The sequence below is a fragment of the Brevibacterium oceani genome (assembly GCF_013623835.1).
Lineage (GTDB): Bacteria > Actinomycetota > Actinomycetes > Actinomycetales > Brevibacteriaceae > Brevibacterium > Brevibacterium oceani.
Genome location: NZ_JABKDE010000004.1, coordinates 308,572 through 333,612 on the forward strand (window position 1 = coordinate 308,572; position 25,041 = coordinate 333,612).

Here is a 25,041-nt window from a genome sequence, read left to right on the forward strand (position 1 = left end):
TGTGGTCAGGCCCGGCAGGGCAGTTTGTAGCTTGCGGTCATGTTTGTCGCGTAGTAGGTCTTGCCCTTGTACACGATTGTCCCGGTGGTCGATGCTCTCCACACTGACTTCTTGTTGCTCTTGCAAGCGGCGGACAAGTTCTTCTGCTCGTATCGCTTGACGCCTTTATTGCCGCCCCCGCGAGTTGCCTTTACTTTCCACCATAGGAGCGCGGTGCGTTGTGCGAGCTGCGATTTGTGCTTGATCGAGGTGACGTTCTGCGTGCAGACGGTGTAAGGCTTCGAGCCGACTCCGCCGGTCGACTTGCGTTTCCACACATTGCTCATGTTGAGCGTGCATGGTCCGAATTTGACTCCGGCTGCTTGTGCCGAGAGCCCCTTATCAAGCTTCTCCTGGGTCTCCAGTGCTTCAGCAGGGGAATCGGCCTCTACGTAGCGGACAATATCATCAGTACTGGAGTCAGCTGACCAATCGTTGCTGTCATCGGCTGCGGCCGGTGACGCGACCGCCCCGGAGGCAATGAGTGCGATGCTGGCGATGGAAGACACTAGGAACCGTCTGGCGGCTGAGACTGTGGTAAGTGTCATGGTCGCTACTATACAGATTGCGTGACGAATCGATCACCTAGTCTGTTGCGCCGTTAATTCGTTTCTAGTTTTTGATATGATGAAGTATGTCGCAACGAGGACCGAGACTGACCGAGCTGACACTCTCAGCAGAGGAACTCGAACAATTACAGCGATGGATCCGACGCAGGAAGTCAGCACAAGACCTGGCTCAGCGCTCACGGATCGTCCTCGAGTGCGCCACCGGAGCATCGAACTCGAAAGTTGCTGGCCAGGTTGGCGTGTCGTTGCCGACGGTGCGCAAGTGGCGCAATCGGTTCCTCGAGCACAGACTCGACGGATTGGTCGACGAACCGCGGCCTGGCCGGCCGGCCACGATCAGCGTCGACAAAGTCGAGCAGGTCGTCGTCGACACTCTTGAATCGACACCGAAGAACGCCACACACTGGTCCCGATCAACGATGGCCGAGAAATCGGGACTGTCGAAGTCGACTGTCGGTCGGATCTGGAAAGCATTCGGACTCAAACCCCATCTGGAAGAAGGATTCAAACTCTCGAACGACCCGCTGTTCACCGAGAAGGTCTACGACATCGTGGGCCTGTATCTGAACCCACCGGAATCGGCGGTCGTGCTCTCGGTCGATGAGAAGTCCCAGGTCCAAGCCCTGACCCGGTCGCAGCCGGCTTTCCCGATGACCGTCGGGACTCCGGAGCGTCGCAGCCATGACTATGTCCGCCACGGGACAACGAGTCTGTTCGCTGCCCTCAATGTCTCAGACGGTACGGTGATCTCGTCGGTCCACCGGCGGCATCGGGCTGTAGAGTTCAAGAAGTTTCTGATCAAGATCGACAAGACCGTGCCCGCACATCTGGACGTTCATGTGGTGTGCGATAACTACTCGACGCACAAACACCCGACGATCCGGAACTGGTTGGCCAAACGACCGCGGTTCCACATGCACTTCACACCCACCTATTCATCGTGGATCAACCAGGTCGAGCGGCTCTTCGCCGAGGTCACCAGGGATTTGTTGCAACGGTCGGATCATCGCAGTGTCCAAGCGCTGGAGAAAGACCTACGTGAGTGGGTCAAGGCCTGGAATGAAGATCCGAAGCCCTTCATCTGGACGAAGACGGCTGAAGAGATCCTGGAATCCATCGCCCGGTACCTGAAACGAATTAACGGAGCAGGACACTAGCACCTTCTTTAGTGCTCAGGTATGAAAACGGACTCTTGGCCTCGTGCCCTCGGCTGCTTGCATCTGTACGTTTGCGCCCGAAGACTCGGGGCTCTTATCCGCGCAGCGAACAGCTTGAGGTCGAGTTTACCCGAGGCGATCAGCGCTGATCAAGGGCGATAGCTGCAGCTTGAATCGAACCTCTGTAACTCCTAGACTCAAAATCATGACCGCCACACGAGCATCCAACAGCAAACTTGCCCCAGGCGAGGACACCATCAACCGGGCGAAGCCGAAGAAGGTCGGCAGCACATGGACTGTCAAGTGGTCATACCTGCCGGATGAGCCGGACGCCAGACTGAAGCGCTTCACCAACCAGGGCCCGACCCGGGGCGAAGCACTCCAGCGTGCTCGCGACAAGCTGACCAAGCTCAACGAAGCTCGGTCGGCGAGTGAGTGGAGACTCGGCGACGCCATCACCGAGTACGTTGAGAAAGTAGCGCGGCCGGCCGTCGAAAAGGCAAAGCTCTCCGAAGTCTCCCGCGACCGCTACAAGGCGGTACTTCGCTTCCTCGTCGGCGAGTGCTCGAACGAAGCTCATCAGCACTCGAAGGCGCTGGACGGTTCCATCCGTGCGGCGGTCCGCAGGCGTACGCTCATCGAATGCCTCGAAGAGATCGCCGACGAGCACGGGCCCGGCTCGGCCCATCACGCCCGGATCGTTCTCGGTCATTACGTCCTCGATCAGCTCGAGATCGACGAGCTGATCGAGACCAACCCCCTCAAGGGCAGGAGGGTCGACCTATCCGGTGGGAAGGACCGAGCGCCCGCCCGCGGTGGCGTGGCCCTGTCGGCGGAGCAGTGGAACGCGGTCCTCGACTACCTCCTCGACCTCGATCCCGCCGAGGGCGTCACGAATCCGAAGCAGGGCATGTACTCCTTGGCAGACAAGATCGCCGTGCGGCGCAACAGCATCGACCTCGCCCTCATGCAGGCGGTCACGGGCCTGCGAGTCGGTGAGGCCAGCAGTGCCACCTGGGCGATGGTCGGCACGGACGACGACGGGATGATGGTGCTGAGTCTGTCCCCGGAAGTGACAAAGACCAAGCGAGGCCGGGACGTTCGCATCCCCGACCGTGCTGTGAGCGACCGGCTCCTCTCCCGGCGCGGCGACGCGGGTGTTGACTGGCCGATCATCGGATCACCGGCGAAGCCTGAGGCGATCTGGAACAAGCGCAATCGGACCATGCACACGGCGAAGCTCTACGACGAGCTGGCTGAGGCCCTCGATATCCCCGAGCTTCGGGTCGAGAGGACGCATGTGTGGAGGGCGACGCTGAACTCGCTCGCCGCCGCCGATGGTGTTCCCGAGGCAGTCAGGGTGGCGCACCTAGGGCACACGGCCGCCGTCAACCGGAGCAGCTACACCGATCTGCGGGACATGACCCCGCTGGCTGACTCCGTGCGCCGCCTGCGAGCCGTGTGAACGGACGCTTGAACCTGGACACAAAACTGGACACGCAGTCGTCCCCGTGTGTCTCCTTCTATCGCCTTCTGTGACCTCTGTGGACTTCAAGAACCCCCTAATGACCTGCTGAAACACTGGTCGTGGCCTGCGTCGAGGTGATGAATCTCCGGATAATGAATAGGTCGCGGGTTCGATTCCCGCAGGCGGCTCGGCAACGCCCCTCCCACCAGAAGATGCGTCTGGATGGCGAGGGGCTTCTTCGTGCACGAGTGCTCAACAGGTTCGGTGATGACGCGGTGTCATCGCTCCTTGCCTTCCTCAGGCAGGTGCTCCTGTTGCCAGAATTTCGCGGCCCGGTCAGTTCGTCGACCAGAGTGTACGCGAGTGATTCCGTCCGAAAGCGGGCAGATTCTTCAGATCAGCCCAGCAGCGAACCGAGCGAAGCGACCAGGCCCCCGACCAGAAATGCGCTGATGCCGATGACCAGCGGCCGATTGTCCATGTTTGCAGCGTCGCCGAGAGCGCGGTGGGTGACGGCGTGGCCCTTTCCGCGCCTCAGCAGAGCACGATTGACGGGCCAAGCGGCGAAGAAGGCCACCGTGAGAGAGATCGCCATAGACACCCAGAAGATGGGATTGAGCAGACCGGCGTTCATCGCACCGGGAATCACCAACATCACCAGGTTGTCAACGATCTCCATGGTCGCAATGGACAGAGTGTCGGCGACGAGGACGAGGCTCAGTGCGGCGGACAGTGCGATGCCTCCGCGCACCAGCGGCAGTGCTGAGAGGGAATAGCCGAAGACGAAGGCCAGACCGATCGACAGGATTGTGGTGGGCAGATTCGACCACCCGGCGGCGGTCCCGACTAACAGCCCGATGATTTCGCCGATCGCGCACCCTGTCAGGCAGTGCAGCGTCGCCCCGACCGCCATCCCCGACATGTCATGCGCCTGGCCTGTCGCGTGACCGATGTGGGCGTCGGGAGCATCGTCGTGTCCGCTTTGCATGTGGCTGTTCATCGAGCACCTCCTTTGCGGATACCACCCAGGGGTATCTGATTCCGGACGCTACGCTTTGTGCTCACTCAGGTCAACCAATCTCCGGTCGCCGACCTGCATCATAGTGGTCGGAAGCGGCTGACCCGGGCTTCGCTCGAGGATCTGAACTCCGCTGATCCTCGACGCTCGGCCCGAGGGTGGTCACGACAACGGCGCTGTTGGTGACGAGCTGTAGGTTGGGGACCGGCTCCGACCAGAGGGTATTCGGACGAGGATGCCCGTCGTCAGTGTGCCCGAAGGCGCGGCGGGAGCATTACCGCTTCTTCGGCTTGAACGACGTGGAGCACTTCCAGGTCGTCTTGCCCTTCTTCGCGGTGATGGTCACGGAAACCTTCTTTCCCGGTGTGGCTCTGGAAATGTAGTACTTCAGTGACGCCTTGCCCTTCTTCGAAGCCGTGGCCTTCTTCTTTGTCGTCGTGGTCTTGTAATGGGCGGTCGTCGTCACCTTTGCCTTGGACCCGACCTTCGAGACGTTGACGTTGGTGTACGAGTACTGGCGAGGCTTCGAGATCGACATCTTCGCCGAGCACTTCTTCGTTGCCGCTTCGGCAGGCTGGGCATCGAGGGCGATGGGGCCGACGAGGAGGCCGGCAGCCAGAGTGAGTGCCAAGAGCTTCGAGCCCGCTTTCGTGCGGGCAGGGGCGGTCAAGGACATGATTCTCCAAGGGATTCCGAGCTGATGTGTCGACTTATCATAATCACCTCTGTCGTCGAAAGGAAACGCCAGGTATTCGACAACTGAGGAAGTCGCGGAAGTGCGGGTTTACGGTCGAATTCACTCTGCTTGCGTCGGCGCTCGTGCGTGTGTTGCCCGTCACCCGAAACTGGGACACAATGGGGGTGCGAATGTTACTGAACGATCGATCAGATCTTGTGGTCGGTCTTCCATCCAGACTGTGAGGAACACATGAGCGAAGCGTTCATCTATGACGCAGTGCGCACCCCACGCGGCAAGAACCGCGGCGGGGCGCTGCACAGCGTCAAGCCCATCGATCTCGTCACCGGCCTCATCGACGCCGTGCGCGAGCGCAACCCGGACCTCGACGACTCCCAGATCGACGACATCGTCCTCGGCGTCGTCTCTCCGGTCGGCGAACAGGGCAGCGACATCGCCCGTGTCGCCGCGATCGCCGCCGGCCTCGACGAATCCGTGGCCGGCGTCCAGGTCAACCGGTTCTGCGCCTCCGGCCTCGAAGCCGTCAACATCGCCGCCCAGAAGGTCGGCTCCGGCTTCGAGAACCTCGTCCTCGCCGGCGGCGTCGAGTCGATGTCGCGCGTGCCGCTGGGCTCCGACGGCGGCGCCTGGGCCCAGGACCCGACGACGAACTTCGACACCTACTTCGTCCCCCAGGGCATCGGTGCCGACCTCATCGCCACCACCGAGGGCTTCACCCGCGCCGACGTCGACGCGTTCGCCGCCGAATCGCAGAAGCGCGCCGCCGCGGCCTGGGACGAGGGACGCTTCGACAAGTCGATCGTGCCCGTCAAGGACATCAACGGCATCACCCTGCTCGACCGCGATGAGCGCATGCGGCCCGGATCGACCGCCGAGTCGCTGGCGAAGCTTCCCTCGGCCTTCGCCAAGCTCGCCGCCCAGACCGGGTTCGACGAGGTGGCCCTGCAGAAGTACCACTGGGTCGAAGCCATCGACCACGTCCACACCGCCGCGAACTCCTCGGGCATCGTCGACGGGGCCAGCCTCGTCATCCTCGGTGACGAAGAGGTCGGCCAGACGATGGGGATGAAGCCGCGTGCGCGCATCGTCTCCACCGCCGTCACCGGCTCCGAACCCACCATCATGCTCACCGGACCCACACCGGCGACGCAGAAGGCCCTCGACAAGGCCGGACTGACCGTCGACGACATCGACCTCTTCGAGCTCAACGAAGCCTTCGCAGCCGTCGTGCTCAAGTGGATGAAGGACCTCGACATCCCGCACGAGAAGGTCAACGTCAACGGCGGGGCGATCGCCATGGGCCACCCGCTGGGCGCCACCGGTGCCATGATTCTGGGCACCGTCCTCGACGAACTCGAACGCCGCGACCTCAAGCGCGGACTCGTCACCCTGTGCATCGGTGCAGGCATGGGCATCGCGACGATCATCGAAAGGGTCTGACATGACGACAACGACAGCCACCGCATACAGCCACGAGACCGATGCCGACGGCATCGTCACCGTCGTCATCGACGAACCGGGCGCCAAGGTCAACACCATGAACGACTACTACTCGGCCGCCATGGAGGCGACCGTGGAGTGGCTCGAAGCCAACGTCGAGGACATCACCGGCGTCGTGCTCACCTCGGCGAAGAAGACCTTCTTCGCCGGCGGCAACCTCAACAAGATCCGCGCCGCCGACCCCGCGAAGTCCGACGAGGAATTCGCCGCGGTCGAAGGCGTCAAGGCCGTCCTGCGCCGCCTCGAGACACTCGGTCGTCCCGTCGTCGCCGCCCTCGGCGGCGCGGCTCTCGGCGGCGGACTCGAAATCGCCCTGGCCGCCCACCACCGGATCGCGGCCGACGACAACCCCGCGGCCCGCTTCGGCTTCCCCGAAGTCTCCCTGGGACTCCTGCCCGGAGGAGGCGGAGTCGCCCGCACGGTCCGTCTGCTCGGTCTCCAGACCGCACTGCAGAAGGTCATCCTGCCCTCGACGAAGTTCAAGGCCGCCGATGCTCAGAAGCTCGGCCTCGTCGACGAACTCGCCCCGACCGCCGAACTCGAGACTCAGGCGAAGGCATGGATCAAGGACAACCCCGAAGCGGCCCAGCCCTGGGACACCGAGGGCTTCAGGATCCCCGGCGGGTCACCCTCATCGCCGAAGCTCGGCGCGATGCTCCCGGCCATGCCCGCCCTGCTGCGCCGACAGACCAAGGGTGCACCGATGCCGGCCCCGCGTGCGGTCCTCGCCGCCGCCGTCGAAGGCGCCCAGGTCGACATCGACACCGCGCTCAGCGTCGAATCCCGCTACTTCGTCCACCTCACCCACACCCCGGTGGCGAAGAGCATGATCAAGGCCTTCTTCTTCGACCTCGGCCACATCAACTCCGGCGGCTCACGCCCCGACGGATACGAGCCCCGACAGGTGAAGAAGCTCGGCGTGCTCGGCGCCGGCATGATGGGTGCGGCCATCGCCTACACCGCGGCGAAGGCCGGCATCGAGGTCGTGCTCAAGGACGTCGAGCTCGCCGCCGCCGAGAAGGGCAAGGCCTACGCCGCCAAGCGTGAGGAATCCGCGCTGTCGAAGGGCAAGACGACCGAAGAGAAGTCGCAGGCCGTGCTCGATCGGATCACTCCGAGCGCCTCGGCCGAGGACCTTGCCGGCGTCGACTTCGTCATCGAAGCGGTCTTCGAGTCCGTGTCCGTCAAGCACAAGGTGTTCGGCGAGATCGAAAGCATCGTCGAACCCGATGCGGTCCTCGGATCGAACACTTCGACGCTGCCGATCACTCAGTTGGCGAAGGGCGTCGACCGCGACGCCGACTTCATCGGCATCCACTTCTTCTCACCGGCCGACAAGATGCCCCTGGTCGAGATCATCCGCGGAGCGAACACCTCGGATGAGACCCTGGCCCGGACGTTCGACCTCGTCCAGCAGATCAAGAAGACCCCGATCGTCGTCACCGACTCCCGCGGATTCTTCACCTCCCGTGTCATCGGCACCTTCATCGCCGAGGCGGTCGCCGCCGTCGGTGAGGGTGTGGAGCCGGCGACGGTGGAGCAGGCGGCCCTCCAGGCCGGTTACCCGACCGGTGCGCTGCAGCTGACCGATGAGCTCACGCTCACGCTGTCGCAGAAGATCCGTCAGGAGACCCGGACGGCCGTCGAGGCCGAGGGCGGCACCTGGGAGGCGCACCCCTCCGAGGCCGTCGTCGACTGGATGGTCGAGCAGGGTCGGACCGGGCGCAAGGACGGTGCGGGCTTCTACGACTACGACGAGAACGGCAAGCGGACGAAACTGTGGTCCGGTGTGCGAGAGCACTTCGAATCCGGGTCGACGACCGAACCCTTCGCCGACCTGCAGGAACGGATGCTCTTCGCCGAGGCGATCGAGACGATCAAGTGCCTCGACGAGGGTGTGCTCACCTCGGTGCCGGATGCGAACATCGGTTCGATCTTCGGCATCGGCTTCCCGGCCTGGACGGGTGGTGTGCTCCAGTACGTCAACCAGTACGAGGGCGGCCTGTCCGGGTTCGTCGCGCGGGCGAAGGAACTCGCCGCGACCTACGGAGATCGCTTCACCCCGCCGGCCTCGCTCGTCGAGCGCGCGAAGACCGGCGAGACCTACGAATGAGAGCCTGGTAACCCCAGCTTCTTCGCAGGAATAGCCTGATGGCCTTCCGGCGTTGTCCAGTCACGCTGACGCTGAGTTCAGCCGCACTGACAGCTACCGGAAGGCCATTGCTATGCGCGCCGCCGTCTACGACGCCTACACCGAGAACTTCGACGACATCACCGTCAGGGACCTGCCCGATCCCAAACTTCCCCCGGCATCTGTGCTCATCGAGGTCAGGGCCGCCGGGGTCAACCCGGTGGATTGGAAGCTCGTCGGCGGTCACCTCGATGCCTTCATGCCGACCCAGTTCCCGGTCACACCCGGCTGGGACGTCGCCGGCGTCGTCGTCGGCCTCGGTTTCGACACCCCCGAATTCTCCATCGGCGACGAGGTCGTCGCCTACGCGCGCAAGGACGTGCTCTCCACCGGCACGTTCGCCGAGAAGGTCGCCGTCCCCGTCCGTGCCGTGGCGCGCAAGCCGAAGAGCCTGAGCTGGGAACAGGCCGGCGGACTGCCGCTGGCCGGCGGAACCGCCCTGCGCACTCTCGAGTCGCTCGGTGAGATCGACGGGAAGACCGTCCTCGTCCACGGTGCGGCCGGGGGAGTGGGCAGCTTCGCCGTGCAGATCGCCGTCGCCTACGGTGCCCGCGTCATCGGCACCGCGTCCGAACGCAACCACGATTATCTGCGGGAACTCGGCGCTGATCCTGTCACCTACGGCGACGGCGTGGTCGAGCGCATCCTCGAGGCGGCCGGCGGCAAGGTCGACGGAGTCGTCGACTTCGTCGGCGAACAGCTCGAGACGACTCTGGCCGTTCTCGCCGAGGGCGGAGCTCACGCCTCGGTCGCCGATCCGGGTGTGACCGAGCATAGTGGCCGCTACATCTGGGTCCGCCCCGACGGATCGGAGACCGCCCGACTCGGCCAGCTCGTCGACGAAGGCCGGGTCACCGTCGAGGTGGCCGGAACCTACGGCCTCGACGAAGTGCCGCAGGCCTTCCGCGACAACGCCGAAGGACACACCCGCGGAAAGCTCGTCATCGTCCCCTGAGGCGTGAGCCTCAGTCAATGCCCAGCGCCGCGGCTGCGGCGGCGCGCAATTCGACCCCGACCACCTCGGCGCTTGAGCGTCGGGCCTGGTACGGGGTCGAATTCATCATCCCGAACACCGCGTGGACGCGCACCGTCGCGGCCTCCAGGGTCCACTCCGGCTGGGACTGCGCGACGACCTCGGCCCACCGACTGACATAGGAGCGCTGCAGCCGGCGCACCGTCCGGCGCGACTCATCGGGCAGAGCCGCGAGGTCGCGGTCCTGGATGCGGATGAGCTCGGGCTCGCTCATCGCGAAGTCGACATGGAAGTCGATGAGGCGGCGCAGCACCGACTGCGCGTCCGTATGAGCCGTGGCGGCCGCCTCGGTGCCGGTATCCGAACCGGGCTGTGCGGGGAGATCGGCGGAGGCGACGATCTCGCCACCGCCGGTGTGCAGATACTCCGAGATCCCGACGAGCAGCTCTTCGAGCACGGCTTCCTTCGATGAGAAGTGCCGGTAGACCGCCGGTGCCGAGATCCCCGCGCCTTTGCCCAGGTCATCGAGGCGGACGCCGTGGAATCCGTGCCGGGCATAGAGGTTCTTCGCCACGGCCAACAGCTGCTCACGCCTGGCCGCCTTGGCGGCCGCGCGTGCCGTCGGCTTGACCGTGTCGTCGGTCGACATGTCCGACTTCCTTCCCTCGCTCTGAGCCTGTGTCCGGTGATCCGTGTGCAGCAGGGCTCGCGCATTGTCACTTTCGCCTGTGAGCAGTATCATAGCAGTCAGTTAAGAACTATTAACTGAAATGAGGGTGGGAATGAGAGCAGTGGGAACTGCGGTCAGTCCGGCAACGGGGCAGGTCAACGCCGACGCCCATGCCGAGCTCATCGCCGAACTCCGGGAGCGCGTGCAGGTCACTGCCCGCGGCGGATCGGAGAAGTCCAGACAGCGTCACGTCGACCGCGGCAAACTGCTGCCGCGCGACCGTGTCGAGCATCTGCTCGACCCGGGCACGCCCTTCCTCGAACTCTCACCGCTCGCGGCCAACGGCATGTACGAGGACGCGAGCCCCGGGGCCGGCATCATCACCGGAATCGGCCGGGTTGCCGGACGCGAATGCGTCATCGTCGCCAATGACGCGACCGTCAAGGGCGGCACCTACTACCCGGTGACGGTGAAGAAGCACCTGCGGGCCCAGGAAGTGGCGAAGGAGAACAACCTTCCGTGCATCTACCTCGTCGACTCGGGTGGTGCGAACTTGCCCAACCAAGACGACGTCTTCCCCGACCGCGAACACTTCGGCCGGATCTTCTACAACCAGGCCACCCTGTCGGCCGCAGGCATCCCGCAGCTGGCCGCCGTCCTCGGCTCCTGCACCGCCGGCGGAGCCTACGTCCCGGCGATGGCCGACGAATCGATCATCGTCTCCGAACAGGGCACGATCTTCCTCGGCGGCCCACCCCTGGTCAAGGCCGCCACCGGCGAGGAAGTCACCGCCGAAGAGCTCGGCGGCGGAGCACTGCACTCACGCGTCTCCGGAGTCACCGACCATCTGGCTGCGAACGACTCCCACGCACTCGAGATCATGCGCGACATCGTCTCCACGCTCGGGCCCAAGGGGGCGGCCAACTGGGACGTCGTCGACTCCCGGGAACCGGCCCATGCCCCGGCCGAACTGACCTCGGTCGTGCCCGTGGACTCCCGCACCCCGTATGACGTACGCGAGGTCATCGCCCGCCTCGTCGACGGTTCCGAGTTCCACGAGTTCAAGGCCGAATACGGCACGAGCCTCGTCACCGGCTTCGCCCACCTCGACGGGCACCCGGTGGGGATCGTCGCGAACAACGGCATCCTCTTCGGCGAGTCCGCCGTCAAAGGCGCCCACTTCATCGAACTCTGCGACCAGCGCAGCACCCCGCTCATCTTCCTCCAGAACATCTCCGGGTTCATGGTCGGCCGCGACTACGAGGCCGGCGGCATCGCCAAGCACGGAGCGAAGATGGTTAACGCCGTCGCCACCGCCCGAGTGCCGAAGTTCACCGTCGTCATCGGCGGCTCCTTCGGTGCCGGCAACTATTCGATGTGCGGCCGCGCCTATTCGCCCAGGTTCCTGTGGATGTGGCCCAACGCCCGCATCTCCGTGATGGGCGGCGAACAGGCCGCCAGCGTCCTCTCAACCGTCAAGCGCGACCAGATCGAGGGACGCGGACAGACCTGGTCCGCCGAGGCCGAAGACGAGTTCAAACAGCCCGTCCGCGACCAGTACGAAACCCAGGGCAACCCCTACTACTCGACCGCCCGGCTGTGGGACGACGGCATCATCGAACCCGGCGACACCCGGCAGGTGCTGGCCATGGCCCTCGAACTCGCCCGCTTCGGACCGATGGAACGCCCGCTGGGTGCCAGCGGCTACGGCGTCTTCAGAATGTGAGCAGACCAATGTTCAAAACCGTACTCATCGCCAATCGCGGAGAGATCGCCCTGCGCGTCATCCGCACCTGCCGCAGGCTCGGCATCCGCACCGTGTCCGTCTACTCCGACGCCGACGCCCAGGCCGCGCACGTCAAAGCCGCCGACGCCGCCGTTCACCTCGGCCCGGCCGCAGCGTCCGAATCGTATCTGCGCATCGACAAGGTCATTGCCGCCGCCGAGGCGACCGGTGCCGAGGCCATCCACCCCGGCTACGGATTCCTGTCCGAGAATGCCGACTTCTCCGCCGCCTGCGACGCCGCCGGAATCGTCTTCCTCGGGCCGGGTCCCGACGCGATCAGGACCATGGGTGACAAGATCACCGCCAAGCAGGCCGTGTCCTCCCGCGGAGTCCCGCTCGTGCCCGGCACGAAGGATGCCGACATGAGCGACGACGACCTCATCGCCGCCTCGAGCGACATCGGCTTCCCCGTCCTCATCAAGCCCTCGGCCGGTGGCGGCGGCAAGGGCATGCACGCCGTGTTCGATGCCGCCGAACTTCCTTCGGCACTGGAGACCGCCCGCCGGGAGGCCGCGAGCTCCTTCGGTGACGACACACTCTTCCTCGAACGCCTCGTCGCCACCCCGCGGCACATCGAGGTCCAGATCATGGCCGATTCGCATGGCAATGTCATCCACTTCGGCGAACGGGAATGCTCTCTGCAGCGCCGTCACCAGAAGGTCATCGAGGAGGCTCCCTCGGCCCTGCTCGATGAGGCGACCCGGGCCCGGATCGGGCAGGCGGCCTGCGAGACTGCGAAGTCCGTGGGCTACGTTGGTGCCGGCACCGTGGAGTTCATCGTCGGCGCCGACCGTCCCGACGAGTTCTTCTTCATGGAGATGAACACTCGCCTGCAGGTCGAACACCCCGTCACCGAGGAGGTCACCGGAGTCGATCTCGTCGAACTCCAGCTGCGCGTCGGTGCCGGTGAGGAACTGCCGCTGACCCAGGATGACATCACCTTGACCGGGCACTCGATCGAGGCTCGCATCTACGCCGAGGATCCCTCGCGCGGGTTCCTGCCCACCGGTGGGCGCGCCCTCGACGTCGTCTTCCCCGAAGGTGAGGGAATCCGCGTCGATGCCGGCCTGGATGCCGGGCAGCGGATCGTCTCCGACTACGACCCGATGATCGCCAAGCTCATCGTCCACGCCGACGACCGGGCCCAGGCCATCGCCCGCCTCGATGGTGCGCTCGCCGCCTCGGCGGTGCCGGGGATCGTGACGAACATCGACTTCCTCCGCACCCTGCTCGCCCTGCCCGAGGTCGTGTCCGGTGACCTCGACACCTCGATCATCGACAATCTCGATGAGGAGCAGCTGGTGCACCCGGCCACCGACACCCATGCTCAGCTCGCCGCGACAGCGGTTTTCGAGACACTCGGCCGTGCAGGAACACAGATCACCGGGGCCGTCACGGCTCGGGACCAAGCGGACGCAGTCGGCGGGACCGCCTCGGCGTGGGGGAGGCCGACAGCCTTCCGGGCATCTCGCCCCGATTTCCAACCCACCGTGCGCCTCGACTTCGTCGGAGCCGGCGAGATCACCGTCGACGACGCTGCCGAAGTCGAATTCGGTCCGGCACCGACAACCGAGTTCGCACCCGGAGTCGAGGTGATCGCACGGGCAGACTCCGTGACTATCGACGAGGACGACGTATGGCACGTCGCCATCGACGGGATCCAGCACACGGCGCGGATCTTCTCCGACTCCGGTGATCGCAGTATCTGGGTGAGCACACATGAAGGCGTCCACGTCTTCACCCGACCGCTGGCCGACTCCTCGCTCACGCCCGGACTCGAGGGCGCTGAGGTGCTTGCCCCGATGCCCGGCTCCGTCGTCGCCGTCAAGGTCGAAACCGGAGACCGGGTCGAGCAAGGCGATCCGCTCGTCGTCGTCGAGGCGATGAAGATGGAACATGTGCTCACCGCACCGGCGGCCGGAATCGTCACCGTCACCGCCGTGCCGGGCGGGCAGGTCGGACTCGACGAAGTGCTCGCCACAGTCGTCGACGAAGGAGCGGCCGAAGGGGCCGCTGCCGAGGAATCTGCCGCGACCTCGCAACCAGCCAACTGACACATCAGCAACACGACTGCACCGACAACCACGCCACAAGCGGGAGAAGAGACAATGGAAACCTTTGTTCCGGGGATGCTTCCCGAAGAATACGAAGATCTGCGCCAGGGAGTCGCGAAGTTCGCCGACGAGGAGGTCGCTCCCGTCAGCGCCGAGCTCGATGCCAAGCACGAATTCCCCTACGACCTCGTCGCGAAGATGGGGCAGATGGGCCTGTTCGGACTGCCCTTCGACGAGGAGTACGGCGGCATGGGCGGGGACTACTTCGCCCTGTGCCTGGCCATCGAGGAGATCGCCCGGGTCAACCAGTCCCTGGCGATCACGCTCGAGGCGGGAGCCTCGCTCGGTGCGATGCCGATCTACCGGTTCGGCACCGAGGAACAGAAGAATGAATGGCTGCCCAAGCTCACCGACGCCTCCGGTCTGGCCGCCTTCGGGCTGACCGAACCCGAAGCCGGCTCCGATGCCGGCGGGACGAAGACGAAGGCCACGCTCGAGAACGGCACGTGGACGATCAACGGCTCCAAGTGCTTCATCACGAACTCGGGCACCGACATCACCCGACTCGTCACCGCCACCGCCGTGACCGGAACCCGGACCTCGAAGTCCGGTCGCGAGGTCCCCGAGATCTCGACGATCATGATCCCCACCGGCACTCCCGGCTTCACCGCCGAACCGGCTTATGACAAGGTCGGCTGGAACTCCTCGGACACGCACCCGCTGAGCTTCGACAATGTGCAGGTGCCCGAAGAGAACCTGCTCGGCGAACGCGGGCGCGGCTACGCGAACTTCCTGCGCATCCTCGACGAGGGCCGCATCGCCGTCGGTGCACTCTCCGTCGGTGCCGCTCAGGGCTGCGTGGACGAGTCGGTGAAGTACGCGAAGGAACGGCAGGCCTTCGGCCACCCCATCGCCGACTTCCAGGGCATCTCGTTCAAGATCGCCCGCATGGAGGCTCGCGTCGTCGCCGCCCGCTCGGCGTACTACCTCGCCGCCTCGAGGATGCTCGCCGGACTGCCGTTCAAGAAGGAAGCGGCGATCGCGAAGATGATCGCCGGTGAGGCGGCCATGGACAACGCCCGCGACGCCACACAGATCCACGGCGGCTACGGCTTCATGAACGAATACCTCGTCGCCCGCCACTACCGGGACTCGAAGATCCTCGAGGTCGGGGAGGGAACCACCGAGGTCCAGCTCATGCTCATCGCCCGCGAACTCGGGATCTGAGTCCGGCCATCTGAGGGGGCACACCCGCTGAGCCGGGCAGGCGATCCGGTGCGCGGGGCCGCCTCGGCGCGGGGACCCTCACACATCCGCCCGCCGTCATCCGAATCAGGAGACGGCGGGCGGTGCCGTATGCAGGACCCGCGTGTTCCGAACTCCGGCGTGCGGCGAACCTCGGTGCGTGCCGAACTACGCCATGCGGCACCCGCTAAGGTGGGGTGAGCGGACCGGCAGATGACCGCCGGCGACCACGGACGAGCAGGAGCGGGGGACATGCGGCTGAATTTCGATTTCGAGCTGGGCTCGATTCCGTCCGTGCTGTCCATCAGCTGGATCGTCCTCGAGTACATCGCGAAGATCGTTGCGATCGGTGTGGTCCCGGAGAACCGTCGCCCCTCATCGTCATCGGCATGGCTGCTGCTCATCCTCTTCGTGCCGATCGTCGGCATCCCGCTCTTCCTCATGCTCGGCAGCCCATACATCAATCAGCGGCGGGCGAGAATCCAGGCCCAGGCCAATGAGCTCATGCACGAAGGCGCCGATGACTTACCCGATGTGCCTCCCTCCCTGGGCGCACCACGGGAGTTCGTCTCCGTCGCCCAGCTGGGGCGGGCGCTGACCGCGCTGCCGATGGTCACCGGTGACAGTCACGGCGTGATCTCCGACTACGAGGCGAGCATCGCTCGGATGGCCGAACTCGTCGACTCGGCCGAGGAATACGCCCACGTCGAGATCTACATCATGGCCTGGGATGCCACGACCGATGTCTTCTTCCAAGCGCTCGAGCGAGCAAGCGCGCGCGGAGTCAAGGTCAAGGTCCTCTTCGACCACATCGGCTCCCGCAAGTACCCCGGTTTCCACCGCCTCGGCAAACGCCTGAGCCGGGCCGGCATGGAATGGCACCTCATGCTCCCGTTCATCCCGTGGCGCGGGAAGCTGCGGCGCATCGACCTGCGCAATCACCGCAAACTCCTCGTCGTCGACGGGAGGAAGGCGATGATGGGTTCGCAGAACATGATCGACTCGAGCTACCTCAAGAAGAAGAACGTGACGATCGGCCGGCACTGGCACGACATCATGGTCGAGCTCAGTGGTCCGATCGTCGCCACCGTCGAGGCGGTGTTCGCCACCGACTGGTACACCGAGTGCGGGGATTCCTTGGGCATCCGACCCTATGAAGGCGATGAGGTCGAGCCCGAGGTCGGTGGGCAGACGAGCGCGATGCAGCTCGTGCCCTCCGGGCCCGGATTCACCACCGAACCCAACCTCAAGGTCTTCACCTCGCTGATGTATCTGGCGCAGGAGCGCCTGGCCATCGTCAGCCCGTACTTCGTGCCCGACGAATCGCTGCTGGCTGCGGTGAGCACTGCCGCCCGGCGCGGCGTCGACGTCGAACTCTACGTCAGCGAACAGGCCGACCAGTTCATGGTCGACTACGCACAGTCCTCGTACTACCGGTCCCTGCTCGAAGCCGGGGTGCGGATCTTCCAATACCCCAAACCGCAGGTGCTCCACACGAAGTGCTTCGTCGTCGACGACCGATACGCGGTGATGGGGTCATCGAACATGGACATGCGCTCCTTCGGCCTCAACTACGAGATCAGCCTGCTCACGACCGGCGGGGATCTCGTCGGTGACATCGACGGGGTCATCTCCGACTACCAGGAAGCCAGCCACGAACTCACTCTCGAGGAGTGGGAGAAGCGACCGCTCATCCGCCGCTACCTCGAATCCGCGATGAGGCTGACCTCCGCCCTGCAGTGAGCGGTCCCCGCACTTCCTGGCGCGGACTTGTGGTCACTATCGGACACTTTCGCCAAAAATTCAGGTCACTATCGGATTCTTTTCCGCGGTCAGAAGTATCCGATAGTGACCTAAATTTTTGGGTGCATCGCCTCCGCGGCCGACGGATCGGATGCAGACGGGAAATCGAGGCTCAGGCGGAACCGGTGACGTCGGGGCCGAGATCGCTCTGCTGCTCGAGCGGGACATCAAGGAGTTCGTGGACGCCGGCGACGATCTCGTTCGGTCGGAACGGGAAGGCGCGGACATCCTCGGCGGTCGAGATCCCGGAGAGGACGAGCACGGTGTGCATCCCCGCCTCCATCCCGGCGATGATGTCGGTGTCCATGCGGTCGCCGATCATCGCAGTGCTCATCGAGTGCGCACCGATCTTGTTCAGCGCCGAGCGGAACATCATCGGGTTCGGTTTGCCGACGACATAGGGCTCACGGTTCGTGGCCTTCGTGATCAGCGCTGCGATCGCACCGGTGGCAGGCAGAATGCCCTCGGGGCTCGGGCCGGTGGCATCCGGGTTCGTGACTATGAAGCGCGCCCCACCCTCGATGAGTCGGATGGCTTTGGTGATCGCTTCGAACGAGTAGGAGTGCGTCTCACCGACGACGACGAATTCGGGATCCTTCTCGGTCATGACGAACCCGGCCTCGTGGATGGCCGTGGTCAGGCCCGCCTCGCCGACGACGTAGGCCGTGCCGTGCTCGACCTGGTTGGAGAGGAAATCGGCGGTCGCCATCGCCGAGGTCCAGATGTTCGACTCGGGAACGTCGAGACCGTTCGACCGCAGTCGCGCCGAGAGGTCACGGGCGGTGTAGATCGAGTTGTTCGTCAGCACCAGGTAGGGGATGTCAGCCTGCCGCCACTGGGCGAGCAGCTCGGCGGCGCCGGGCAAGGGATTGCTCTCCTTGACCAGGACGCCGTCCATATCGGTCAGCCAGCATTCGATGGAATCGCGATCCATGTCTCTCCTCGAGTCAGCGGGTGGGCCGAAGCGGCACACCCCCAGCCTAGTCGGCCCGGCCGCCGATGCGGACCCGGGAGCCGAACCCGCCGTGTCCGTGGGGGAGCCGAATGGCGAATTCATCGTCATCGACCCTTGACACCGGAGCTATGAACTGTATTGTAGGGGCTACTTAATTAAGGAAGGACTTCAATGAATTTGGATCTGGTCTTCGGCGCTCTTGCCGATCCGACACGGCGGGCGATCATCGAGCGTCTCCGCGCCGGTGATCTGAGCTCCGGTGACCTGGCGGAGCCGCTGCCGATCAGCCGACCCGCCGTCTCACAGCACCTCAAGGTGCTCGAAGTCGCCGGGCTCATCACCCGGTCGAAGAGCGCGCAGAGACGCATCGTCTCGCTCAATGCCGACAAGCTCTCGGGCGCCACCGAGTGGCTGCTGGCGGCACACGAGGAATGGCAGCAGCGCTTCGACAACCTCGATGACATCCTCGCCGAGGATGCTCCGAAGTCCGCCCGCCACCCTGAGGACCAGCGCACGAACTGAACAGAACCATGATCGACTCAAGGAGGAGAACCATCATGAACACCACCAACACCAGCACCGAGGCCACCGACCAGCCGAGCTTCACCATCGTCAGGGACTTCGCCGCACCCCGTGCCCAGGTCTGGGATGCGTGGACGAACCCGGACACCATGGCCCGGTGGTTTCACCCCGAAACCCTGATCACCCCGCGCGAATCCGTCACCGTCGACCTCCGCGTCGGCGGCGAATACACCTACACGATGCGCATCCCCGACACCGGGCAGGAGTTCCCGACAGCCGGGCGCTACCGCCGCATCGAGGAACCGCGCCGACTCGACTTCACGTGGGGCAGCCCCGATGCCATCGACGACGCCCCGCTCGTCAGCGTCATCCTCGACGAAATCGACCCCGCCACCACGCGGATGACCTTCACCGTCGTCGGACTCCCCAACGACTCCGGATCCGACGCCAGCGCCTACGACGGCTGGAACTCCGCGTTCAACGTCTTCGACGCCGAGATCATCGGCTGACCGTTTGGCTGTATCCCTGACCTGGTGCCGGGTCACCTCAGTAATCGCCGAGGTGGCCCGGCTCAGTTCTGATCGAAGCAGCCCGGTTCAGCTTTCGCCGAGGTGGCCCACGTCTGCCAGCCTGCGCAGAGTGCGATTGCCGAACGCGGCATCCTCGGTCAGCTCCGTGATGCAGCCCGAGCGAGCCGCGAACGCCGCCCACCCCATCGCGTCGAGCGGCACCTCGAGCCACCGACCGATGACGAAGGTATGCGCGAACCCGTGAGTGACGACGACCTGATGAGTCGCGGGGCGCGCGAGGATCTCATCCATCGCCGCATAGACCCGAGTGCCGAGCTCGCGCCTCGTCTCAGCACCCTCGATGCCTTCGTCGTGATCGAGGCGAGCCTGATGATCGAGCATGTGCTCGCTGCCCGCCACATCTTCGGGCTTCGGCGGAAAGACGAAACGCTCGTCGAGCCAGGACTGCTCCCGGCCCTCCGCGATCCCGTACGACTTCTCCCGCAGGCCCGCCGCCACCTGGGCGCGGGTGCCGAGGGCCTCGGCGACCACCTCGGCGGTCGACCGGGTCCGGGCCAGATCGGAGGTGACCACCTCCGCCGAGGCATCGGCCGGGATCCGTCTGCGGAGCTCGGTGGCGATGGACCGGGCTTGGGACCGTCCGCGCTCGGTCAGGGGCGAGTCGAACCATCCGCCCACGCGGCCCTCGACATGGTGGCGGGACTCGGGGTGGGTGACGACGTAGAGCGTGCGGGTGAGGGCCATAGTGAACCCGAGGCTACCCGACACGAAGACCGCCCCCGGCTACCTCGGTGACCACGCCAGACGATAAGCTCACAGTACGACGAGTGAGGAGTGACACATGGGTGAGAAGGTCATCGAACAACGAGGTCTGTGGCTGGATGAGATGGAAGTCGGCGCGACCTACAAGCACGCGCCGGGACGCACCATCACCGAGGCGGACAACACGTGGTTCACGGCCGTGACCATGAATACCCAGGCCCTCCACCTCGACGCGGCCTTCGCCGAGACCGAACCCTTCGGCCAGCGGCTCGTGAACTCGATGTTCACCCTGGCCACGCTCATCGGACTCTCGGTCACTCAGCTGACCCAGGGTACGATCGTCGGCAACCTCGGCTTCTCCGAGGTCAGCTTCCCGGCGCCCCTGTTCCACGGCGACACCCTCTACGCGGAGACGACGATCCTCGACAAGCGCAACTCGAAGTCCCGCCCCGGTCAGGGCATCGTCACCCTCGAACACCGCGGCTACAACCAGCACGGCACCCTCGTGGCCAAGGCCGTGCGCCAGACCATGATGTTCGACTCGAGCCACGCTAAAGACGCGACGGCGGCGACGAACGACGCGATCGCGGCTGCGAACGACGCGACGGCCGCCGCGGACGACCGGCCCGAATCAGGAAAGTGAGTACTCCCATGGCCCTCGAGTTCAAACCCGCCTGGCTCTTCTGCCCCGGCGATCGTCCCGACCGGTACACGAAAGCCGCCGAACGCTCCGACATCGTCATCCTCGACCTCGAGGACGCGGTCAACGACGCGGACAAAGACACCGCCCGCGAGGCGATCATCGACTACCCGCTCGACCCTGCTCGCACCGTCGTGCGTGTCAATGCCAGGGACTCAGAGCACCTCGGCGAGGATCTCACAATGCTCGCGAAGACCGACTACACGGCCGTGATGCTGCCGAAGTCGCAGCGCGCGTCCGACCTGACGATCCTCGCCGGCTACCAGGTCATCGCCCTCATCGAGACCGGACTGGGTGCCCTCAACGTCGCCGAGATCGCCGCCGCACCCAATGCCTACGCCCTCATGTGGGGATCCGAGGACCTCATCGCCGACCTCGGCGGAGGGTCCTCACGCAATGCCGACGGCGACTACCGCGACGTCGCCAAGCACGTGCGCAGCCAGACCCTGCTCGCCGCCCGCGCCCACGGCAAGTTCGCCCTCGACTCGATCTGGGCCGACATCCCGAACCTCGAAGGACTCGCGCTCGAGGCCGAGGACGCCGTGCAGTCCGGGTTCTCCGGCAAGGTCTCGATCCACCCCAACCACGTCCCCGTCATCCGCGACGCCTTCCGCCCCAGCGACGAACAGCTGACCTGGGCGAAGTCCGTGCTCGAACTCGCGAAGACCGAGAAGGGCGCCTTCGCGTTTGAGGGCAAGATGATCGACGCACCACTGCTCAAGCACGCCGAACTCATCGTCGCCCGCGCGAACTGAACCACGGAGGGACTTCGAAGTTGCACGAGGCCGACGCGACCATCGCCGCCCAGATCCGCGCTGTCCTCACCGCCGCCGAGTCGGGGGATGGGACCGCACCCATCGTCGAGGCCGGAGACCCGGTGCTGCGCGCCGAGACCCGACCCTTCGACGGACAGGTCGACGATGCGGAGCTTGAGAAGCTCGCCGAGGTGATGCGCGCGACCATGCTCGCCGCCCCCGGAGTCGGCCTGGCCGGACCGCAGGTGGGGGTGAGCCTGTCGATGTTCGTCGCCGAGGACCCCGGCGCCCGCGACCCCGAGGTCGCCGCGGTGCGGCAGCGCGAGCCCATGCCGTTGCGCGTCGTCCTCAACGCCGCCTATTCCCGGGCAAGTGCGGATGACGTCGCCTTCTATGAAGGCTGCCTGTCGATTCCCGGCTACCAGGCCGTCGTCGCTCGTCCTCGCGAGATCGAACTCACCGGCACCGACCTCCAGGGTGCCCCCATCGCCGAGGTGGTCACCGGCTGGTCCGCCCGCATCGTCGCCCATGAGACCGACCACCTGTCCGGGGTGCTGTTCCTCGACAAGGCCGAGATGCGTTCCTTGGCGACGAATACCTCGGTGGCGAAGTTCTGGCATCAGCCCTCGACGCAGAAGGCCGCAGCCGAACTCGGCTTCTCCCTGCCCAGCGGCATGGTGATGTGAGCTTCGCCGGGTGGGTGGGGCCACCTCGTTGCGGGAATAACTTGAATCCGTCATCGTTATACGAGTTATGAGCGATCTGCGTACTCTCACCCTCGGTGCCGGCTGCTTCTGGTGCCTCGACGCCGTCTACCAGCGGACCACCGGAGTCACCGAAGTCATCTCCGGATACACAGGTGGCCACACCGACAACCCCGGATATCGGGAAGTCTGCTCCGGGACCACCGGTCATGCCGAAGCACTGCAGGTGACCTTCGACGCCGAGATCGTGCCCGAAGAGATCATCCTCGGACTCTTCTTCACCGGGCACGACCCCACGAGCCTCAACCGGCAGGGTTACGACGTCGGCACCCAGTACCGGTCCGCGATGTTCTACCGCAACGAAGAGGAGAAGGCCTGCTTCGCCGCCGCCGTCGAATCCGCGCAGACCCTCTTCGACTCACCGATCGTGACCACGCTCGAACCCCTCGGTACGTTCTATCCCGCCGAGGCTGTCCACCAGGACTTCTACACTGCGAACCCCGACAACGGCTACTGCCGTGTCATCATCGATCCGAAGCTGCGCCGCGCCCGCACCGAATTCGCCGATTGGCTGAGCTGATGGGCGGCGATAAGAAGGACAAGAAGCACAAGGACAAAAAGCACAAGTCCAAAAAGTGCCGAAAAGCCGGCGGCAAGGAGGAAGACGCCTGTCAGGTGACGAAGGATCGTGTCCGCGCCCATTTCCTCGACGGCAACACCGGCCCGTGGGCCAAGAATCTCGCCGCCGAGGACATGAAGAACGCCCGTCCCGTCGCAGACTCGGCGAAGCCGCAATCCGCCGAGGCGGCCGTTGGGAACGAGCGCCCCGCTGGGAGCGAGCCGCCTCGCCGCGGTCCGGACTACTCGGTTCCGGCGTCGATCGACATCGTCGCCGATCCCGTCCTCTACGCCATGAGCACCCGCCGGTCGATCTCGAAGGTCGAACCGGAGACCCCGAACGACTCCGACCTGCTCGAGATCATCCGCGCGGTCTCCTCGGTCGCCGACCACAAGGGACTGCGTCCGTGGCGCTTCCTCATCCTCCGCGGCGATAACCGGATTCGCCTCGGCGCCGCCCTCGACGAAGCCGCCGGAGTGGTCCGTAAACCTGGTGAGACCAACACGAAACCCCTGCGGGCCGAACTCCTCCTCGCCCTCGTCGCCTCACCCGTCGAGCACGACAAGGTTCCCGAATGGGAGCAGCACGCCACCGCCGCCGGTGCCGGGAACCTCCTCGAACTCGCCCTGTGGCAGGCCGGTTGGGGAGTGATGTGGCGCTCGGGCACCCTGACGAACGCGCAGCCCGTGCGCGACCTCCACCGGCTGGAGGAGAACGAACTCCTCATGGGCTGGTTCTACATCGGTGCCGTGCCCGAACGGTACCGTCAACGTCTGGCCACGAGCACCCGACCGCTGCCGAAGCCCGAACAGTTCCTCGACACCCTGTGACCGCGCACGAGAACGACGGCACCCACGACGAGGCGGCCGTGACCCCACCCGGCGACGCCGGCTCGGCGGATGCTGCCGCGCAGGCGGAAACTCGGCGTCTGCCGAAGGAGATCTACGTCCTCGTCGCCGCGGCGTTCATCGTCGCACTCGGCTACGGAATCATCGCCCCCGTCCTCCCGCAGTTCGCGGCGAGCTTCGACTTCGGGGTCACCGCAGCGACCATCGTCGTCTCCTCCTTCGCGTTCTTCCGGTTCGTCTTCTCTCCCTCATCGGGCCGCCTCGTCGATGCCTTCGGCGAACGCCGCATCTATATCACCGGTCTCCTCATCGTCGCCGCCTCCACGGCGGCCGTGGCCTTCGCCCAGGATTACTGGCAGCTGCTGATCTTCCGCGGCCTCGGCGGCATCGGATCGACGATGTTCAGCGTCTCCGCGATGGCGCTCATCGTCCGCCTCGCACCCGTCGATGCCCGCGCGAAGGCGTCGTCGACGTACGCCACCGCGTTCCTCGTCGGCAACATCGCCGGCCCCGTGCTCGGCGGTGCTATGGCCGGGTGGGGGATGCGCATCCCCTTCATCATCTACGCCGTCGGCCTCCTGGTCGCCGCCGTCGTCGTGCGGATCTTCCTCGCCTCGACCGCGTCCTTCGGATCCTCGACGAAGTCCGGACGCGCCCGTCTGGAGGCGGAGAAGAACGAGAAGCAGCAGGAAGTCATGTCCTTCCGCGAAGCCTGGAAGGACTCCGCCTACCGCTCGGCGCTCATCTCCGCCTTCGTCCAAGGCTGGTCGGCGATGGGCATCCGCGTGGCGATCTACCCGCTGTTCGCGATCCAGGCCCTCAAGGCCGATACCGCCGTCGCGGGTCTGGCGCTGACGATGTTCGCCATCGGCAATGCCTCGGCCGTGACCGTCGTCGGACGCTTCGCGGACACTGTCGGCCGCAAGCCCTTCATCCAATGGGGTCTGTTCGTCCTCGGAGTGACCACCGCGGCCCTGGCGTTCACCGACGCCATCTGGCTGTTCTTCGTCTTCTCCGTCATCGCCGGCATCGGCTCCGGGCTGGCCAATCCCGCCCAGCAGGCCACCGTCGCCGACGTCATCGGCCGCGACCGGAAGGGCGGACGGGTGCTCGCCCGCTACCAGATGGCACTCGACGGCGGCGCCATCCTCGGTCCCGTCATCGCCGGAGCCGTCGTCGACCACTTCGACTACTCGTGGGCGTTCCTGCTCACCGGCGTCCTCGGCATCATCGCCGCGGGACTGTGGCTCTTCGGCCGCGAGACCCGGCCCCGAGCAGTGAAATCGGCTGGATGACGCCCCGCGCTCACGCTTCGGCTCGGTGAACCTGCACCAGCTCGGTGCAGGGACCAAGCTGGTGATCGAAGCGACCTGCTGCCGGCGGGTCGGATTCTGCGAATTCAGGTTATCCTCATGTCGCGTTGACGGGACACTCACTAGGATGGGCCTGGCGGTGTCTCTGCCGCCATGTGCCCCG

At 65.3% G+C, this 25,041-nt stretch carries 24 protein-coding genes; 18 read left to right on the forward strand and 6 right to left on the reverse strand.

Going from position 1 to position 25,041, the window contains the following annotated elements:
* Nucleotides 1-5: 5 nt before the first annotated feature.
* Nucleotides 6-587: a hypothetical protein gene (locus HK401_RS10845; protein ID WP_181274673.1), complete on the reverse strand. Its 582-nt coding sequence runs from the start codon at nt 585-587 to the stop codon at nt 6-8.
* A gap of 86 nt (nt 588-673) precedes the next feature.
* On the opposite strand from HK401_RS10845, the gene HK401_RS10850 reads away from it, so the two are divergent.
* Together HK401_RS10850 and HK401_RS10855 are read left to right on the forward strand one after the other, a co-directional pair.
* On the forward strand, nt 674-1,765 hold the full coding sequence (locus HK401_RS10850; RefSeq protein WP_181274674.1) for an IS630 family transposase: 1,092 nt from the start codon (nt 674-676) through the stop codon (nt 1,763-1,765).
* Nucleotides 1,766-1,970: 205 nt separating this feature from the next.
* Entirely contained in the window at nt 1,971-3,230 is a 1,260-nt protein-coding gene (locus HK401_RS10855) for a site-specific integrase (RefSeq protein WP_181274675.1), read from the forward strand.
* Nucleotides 3,231-3,630: 400 nt separating this feature from the next.
* Here the strand turns inward: HK401_RS10855 and HK401_RS10860 are convergent, their stop codons facing one another.
* Complete coding sequence (locus HK401_RS10860) at nt 3,631-4,233, reverse strand: DUF4396 domain-containing protein (protein WP_258234141.1); 603 nt, start codon at nt 4,231-4,233, stop codon at nt 3,631-3,633.
* Nucleotides 4,234-4,525: 292 nt separating this feature from the next.
* The gene (locus HK401_RS10865) at nt 4,526-4,927 is read right to left on the reverse strand and encodes a hypothetical protein (protein ID WP_181274676.1); all 402 of its coding nucleotides are present in this window, start codon (nt 4,925-4,927) and stop codon (nt 4,526-4,528) included.
* Between the two features lie 252 nt (nt 4,928-5,179).
* Between HK401_RS10865 and HK401_RS10870 the strand changes: the two genes are divergently transcribed.
* The 3 genes from HK401_RS10870 (at nt 5,180) to HK401_RS10880 (ending at nt 9,594) form a co-directional block, all read left to right on the forward strand.
* Nucleotides 5,180-6,388: an acetyl-CoA C-acetyltransferase gene (locus HK401_RS10870; RefSeq protein WP_181274677.1), complete on the forward strand. Its 1,209-nt coding sequence runs from the start codon at nt 5,180-5,182 to the stop codon at nt 6,386-6,388.
* Between the two features lies 1 nt (nt 6,389).
* Nucleotides 6,390-8,561: a 3-hydroxyacyl-CoA dehydrogenase NAD-binding domain-containing protein gene (locus HK401_RS10875; RefSeq protein WP_181274678.1), complete on the forward strand. Its 2,172-nt coding sequence runs from the start codon at nt 6,390-6,392 to the stop codon at nt 8,559-8,561.
* A gap of 112 nt (nt 8,562-8,673) precedes the next feature.
* A complete protein-coding gene (locus HK401_RS10880) occupies nt 8,674-9,594 on the forward strand; it encodes an NADP-dependent oxidoreductase (RefSeq protein WP_181274884.1) in 921 nt (306 codons plus the stop codon).
* Between the two features lie 10 nt (nt 9,595-9,604).
* Here HK401_RS10880 and HK401_RS10885 read toward each other — a convergent pair whose 3' ends face one another.
* Nucleotides 9,605-10,261, reverse strand: a complete 657-nt coding sequence (locus tag HK401_RS10885) for a TetR/AcrR family transcriptional regulator (protein WP_181274679.1) — start codon at nt 10,259-10,261, stop codon at nt 9,605-9,607.
* Between the two features lie 133 nt (nt 10,262-10,394).
* Between HK401_RS10885 and HK401_RS10890 the strand changes: the two genes are divergently transcribed.
* The 4 genes from HK401_RS10890 to cls all read left to right on the forward strand — a co-directional run bounded on the left by HK401_RS10890 (nt 10,395) and on the right by cls (nt 17,110).
* Nucleotides 10,395-12,008, forward strand: a complete 1,614-nt coding sequence (locus HK401_RS10890; RefSeq protein ID WP_181274680.1) for a carboxyl transferase domain-containing protein — start codon at nt 10,395-10,397, stop codon at nt 12,006-12,008.
* Between the two features lie 8 nt (nt 12,009-12,016).
* Nucleotides 12,017-14,122, forward strand: coding sequence for an acetyl-CoA carboxylase biotin carboxylase subunit (locus HK401_RS10895; RefSeq protein ID WP_181274681.1), 2,106 nt, complete (start codon nt 12,017-12,019; stop codon nt 14,120-14,122).
* Between the two features lie 54 nt (nt 14,123-14,176).
* Nucleotides 14,177-15,349: an acyl-CoA dehydrogenase family protein gene (locus tag HK401_RS10900; RefSeq protein ID WP_181274682.1), complete on the forward strand. Its 1,173-nt coding sequence runs from the start codon at nt 14,177-14,179 to the stop codon at nt 15,347-15,349.
* A 270-nt stretch (nt 15,350-15,619) separates the two neighbouring features.
* A complete protein-coding gene (gene cls / locus HK401_RS10905; protein WP_181274683.1) occupies nt 15,620-17,110 on the forward strand; it encodes a cardiolipin synthase in 1,491 nt (496 codons plus the stop codon).
* Between the two features lie 172 nt (nt 17,111-17,282).
* Here cls and HK401_RS10910 read toward each other — a convergent pair whose 3' ends face one another.
* Nucleotides 17,283-18,104 (reverse strand): HAD-IIA family hydrolase, encoded by an 822-nt coding sequence (locus HK401_RS10910; protein WP_181274684.1) that lies wholly within the window; start codon nt 18,102-18,104, stop codon nt 17,283-17,285.
* Between HK401_RS10910 and HK401_RS10915 the strand changes: the two genes are divergently transcribed.
* From HK401_RS10915 to HK401_RS10925, 3 genes are read left to right on the forward strand one after another with little or no spacing between them, the layout of a single operon-like run.
* Nucleotides 18,103-18,243: a hypothetical protein gene (locus tag HK401_RS10915; RefSeq protein WP_181274685.1), complete on the forward strand. Its 141-nt coding sequence runs from the start codon at nt 18,103-18,105 to the stop codon at nt 18,241-18,243. The two genes, HK401_RS10910 and HK401_RS10915, sit on opposite strands and share 2 nt — an antisense overlap.
* A 53-nt stretch (nt 18,244-18,296) precedes the next feature.
* Complete coding sequence (locus HK401_RS10920) at nt 18,297-18,647, forward strand: ArsR/SmtB family transcription factor (RefSeq protein WP_181274686.1); 351 nt, start codon at nt 18,297-18,299, stop codon at nt 18,645-18,647.
* Nucleotides 18,648-18,682: 35 nt separating this feature from the next.
* On the forward strand, nt 18,683-19,156 hold the full coding sequence (locus tag HK401_RS10925; protein WP_181274687.1) for an SRPBCC family protein: 474 nt from the start codon (nt 18,683-18,685) through the stop codon (nt 19,154-19,156).
* An 87-nt stretch (nt 19,157-19,243) separates the two neighbouring features.
* Here HK401_RS10925 and HK401_RS10930 read toward each other — a convergent pair whose 3' ends face one another.
* Nucleotides 19,244-19,921, reverse strand: coding sequence for a histidine phosphatase family protein (locus tag HK401_RS10930; protein WP_181274688.1), 678 nt, complete (start codon nt 19,919-19,921; stop codon nt 19,244-19,246).
* Nucleotides 19,922-20,018: 97 nt separating this feature from the next.
* Between HK401_RS10930 and HK401_RS10935 the strand changes: the two genes are divergently transcribed.
* The 6 genes from HK401_RS10935 to HK401_RS10960 all read left to right on the forward strand — a co-directional run bounded on the left by HK401_RS10935 (nt 20,019) and on the right by HK401_RS10960 (nt 24,860).
* Nucleotides 20,019-20,582: a MaoC family dehydratase gene (locus HK401_RS10935; RefSeq protein WP_258234142.1), complete on the forward strand. Its 564-nt coding sequence runs from the start codon at nt 20,019-20,021 to the stop codon at nt 20,580-20,582.
* An 8-nt stretch (nt 20,583-20,590) separates the two neighbouring features.
* The gene (locus tag HK401_RS10940) at nt 20,591-21,394 is read left to right on the forward strand and encodes an HpcH/HpaI aldolase/citrate lyase family protein (protein ID WP_181274885.1); all 804 of its coding nucleotides are present in this window, start codon (nt 20,591-20,593) and stop codon (nt 21,392-21,394) included.
* A gap of 20 nt (nt 21,395-21,414) precedes the next feature.
* A complete protein-coding gene (locus tag HK401_RS10945; protein ID WP_181274689.1) occupies nt 21,415-22,080 on the forward strand; it encodes a peptide deformylase in 666 nt (221 codons plus the stop codon).
* A 76-nt stretch (nt 22,081-22,156) separates the two neighbouring features.
* Nucleotides 22,157-22,678, forward strand: a complete 522-nt coding sequence (gene msrA / locus HK401_RS10950; RefSeq protein WP_181274886.1) for a peptide-methionine (S)-S-oxide reductase MsrA — start codon at nt 22,157-22,159, stop codon at nt 22,676-22,678.
* The gene (locus tag HK401_RS10955) at nt 22,666-23,547 is read left to right on the forward strand and encodes a nitroreductase family protein (protein ID WP_258234143.1); all 882 of its coding nucleotides are present in this window, start codon (nt 22,666-22,668) and stop codon (nt 23,545-23,547) included. The genes msrA and HK401_RS10955 overlap by 13 nt, the downstream gene beginning before the upstream one ends.
* A 38-nt stretch (nt 23,548-23,585) precedes the next feature.
* Entirely contained in the window at nt 23,586-24,860 is a 1,275-nt protein-coding gene (locus HK401_RS10960; protein WP_444861039.1) for an MFS transporter, read from the forward strand.
* Nucleotides 24,861-25,041: the final 181 nt, after the last annotated feature.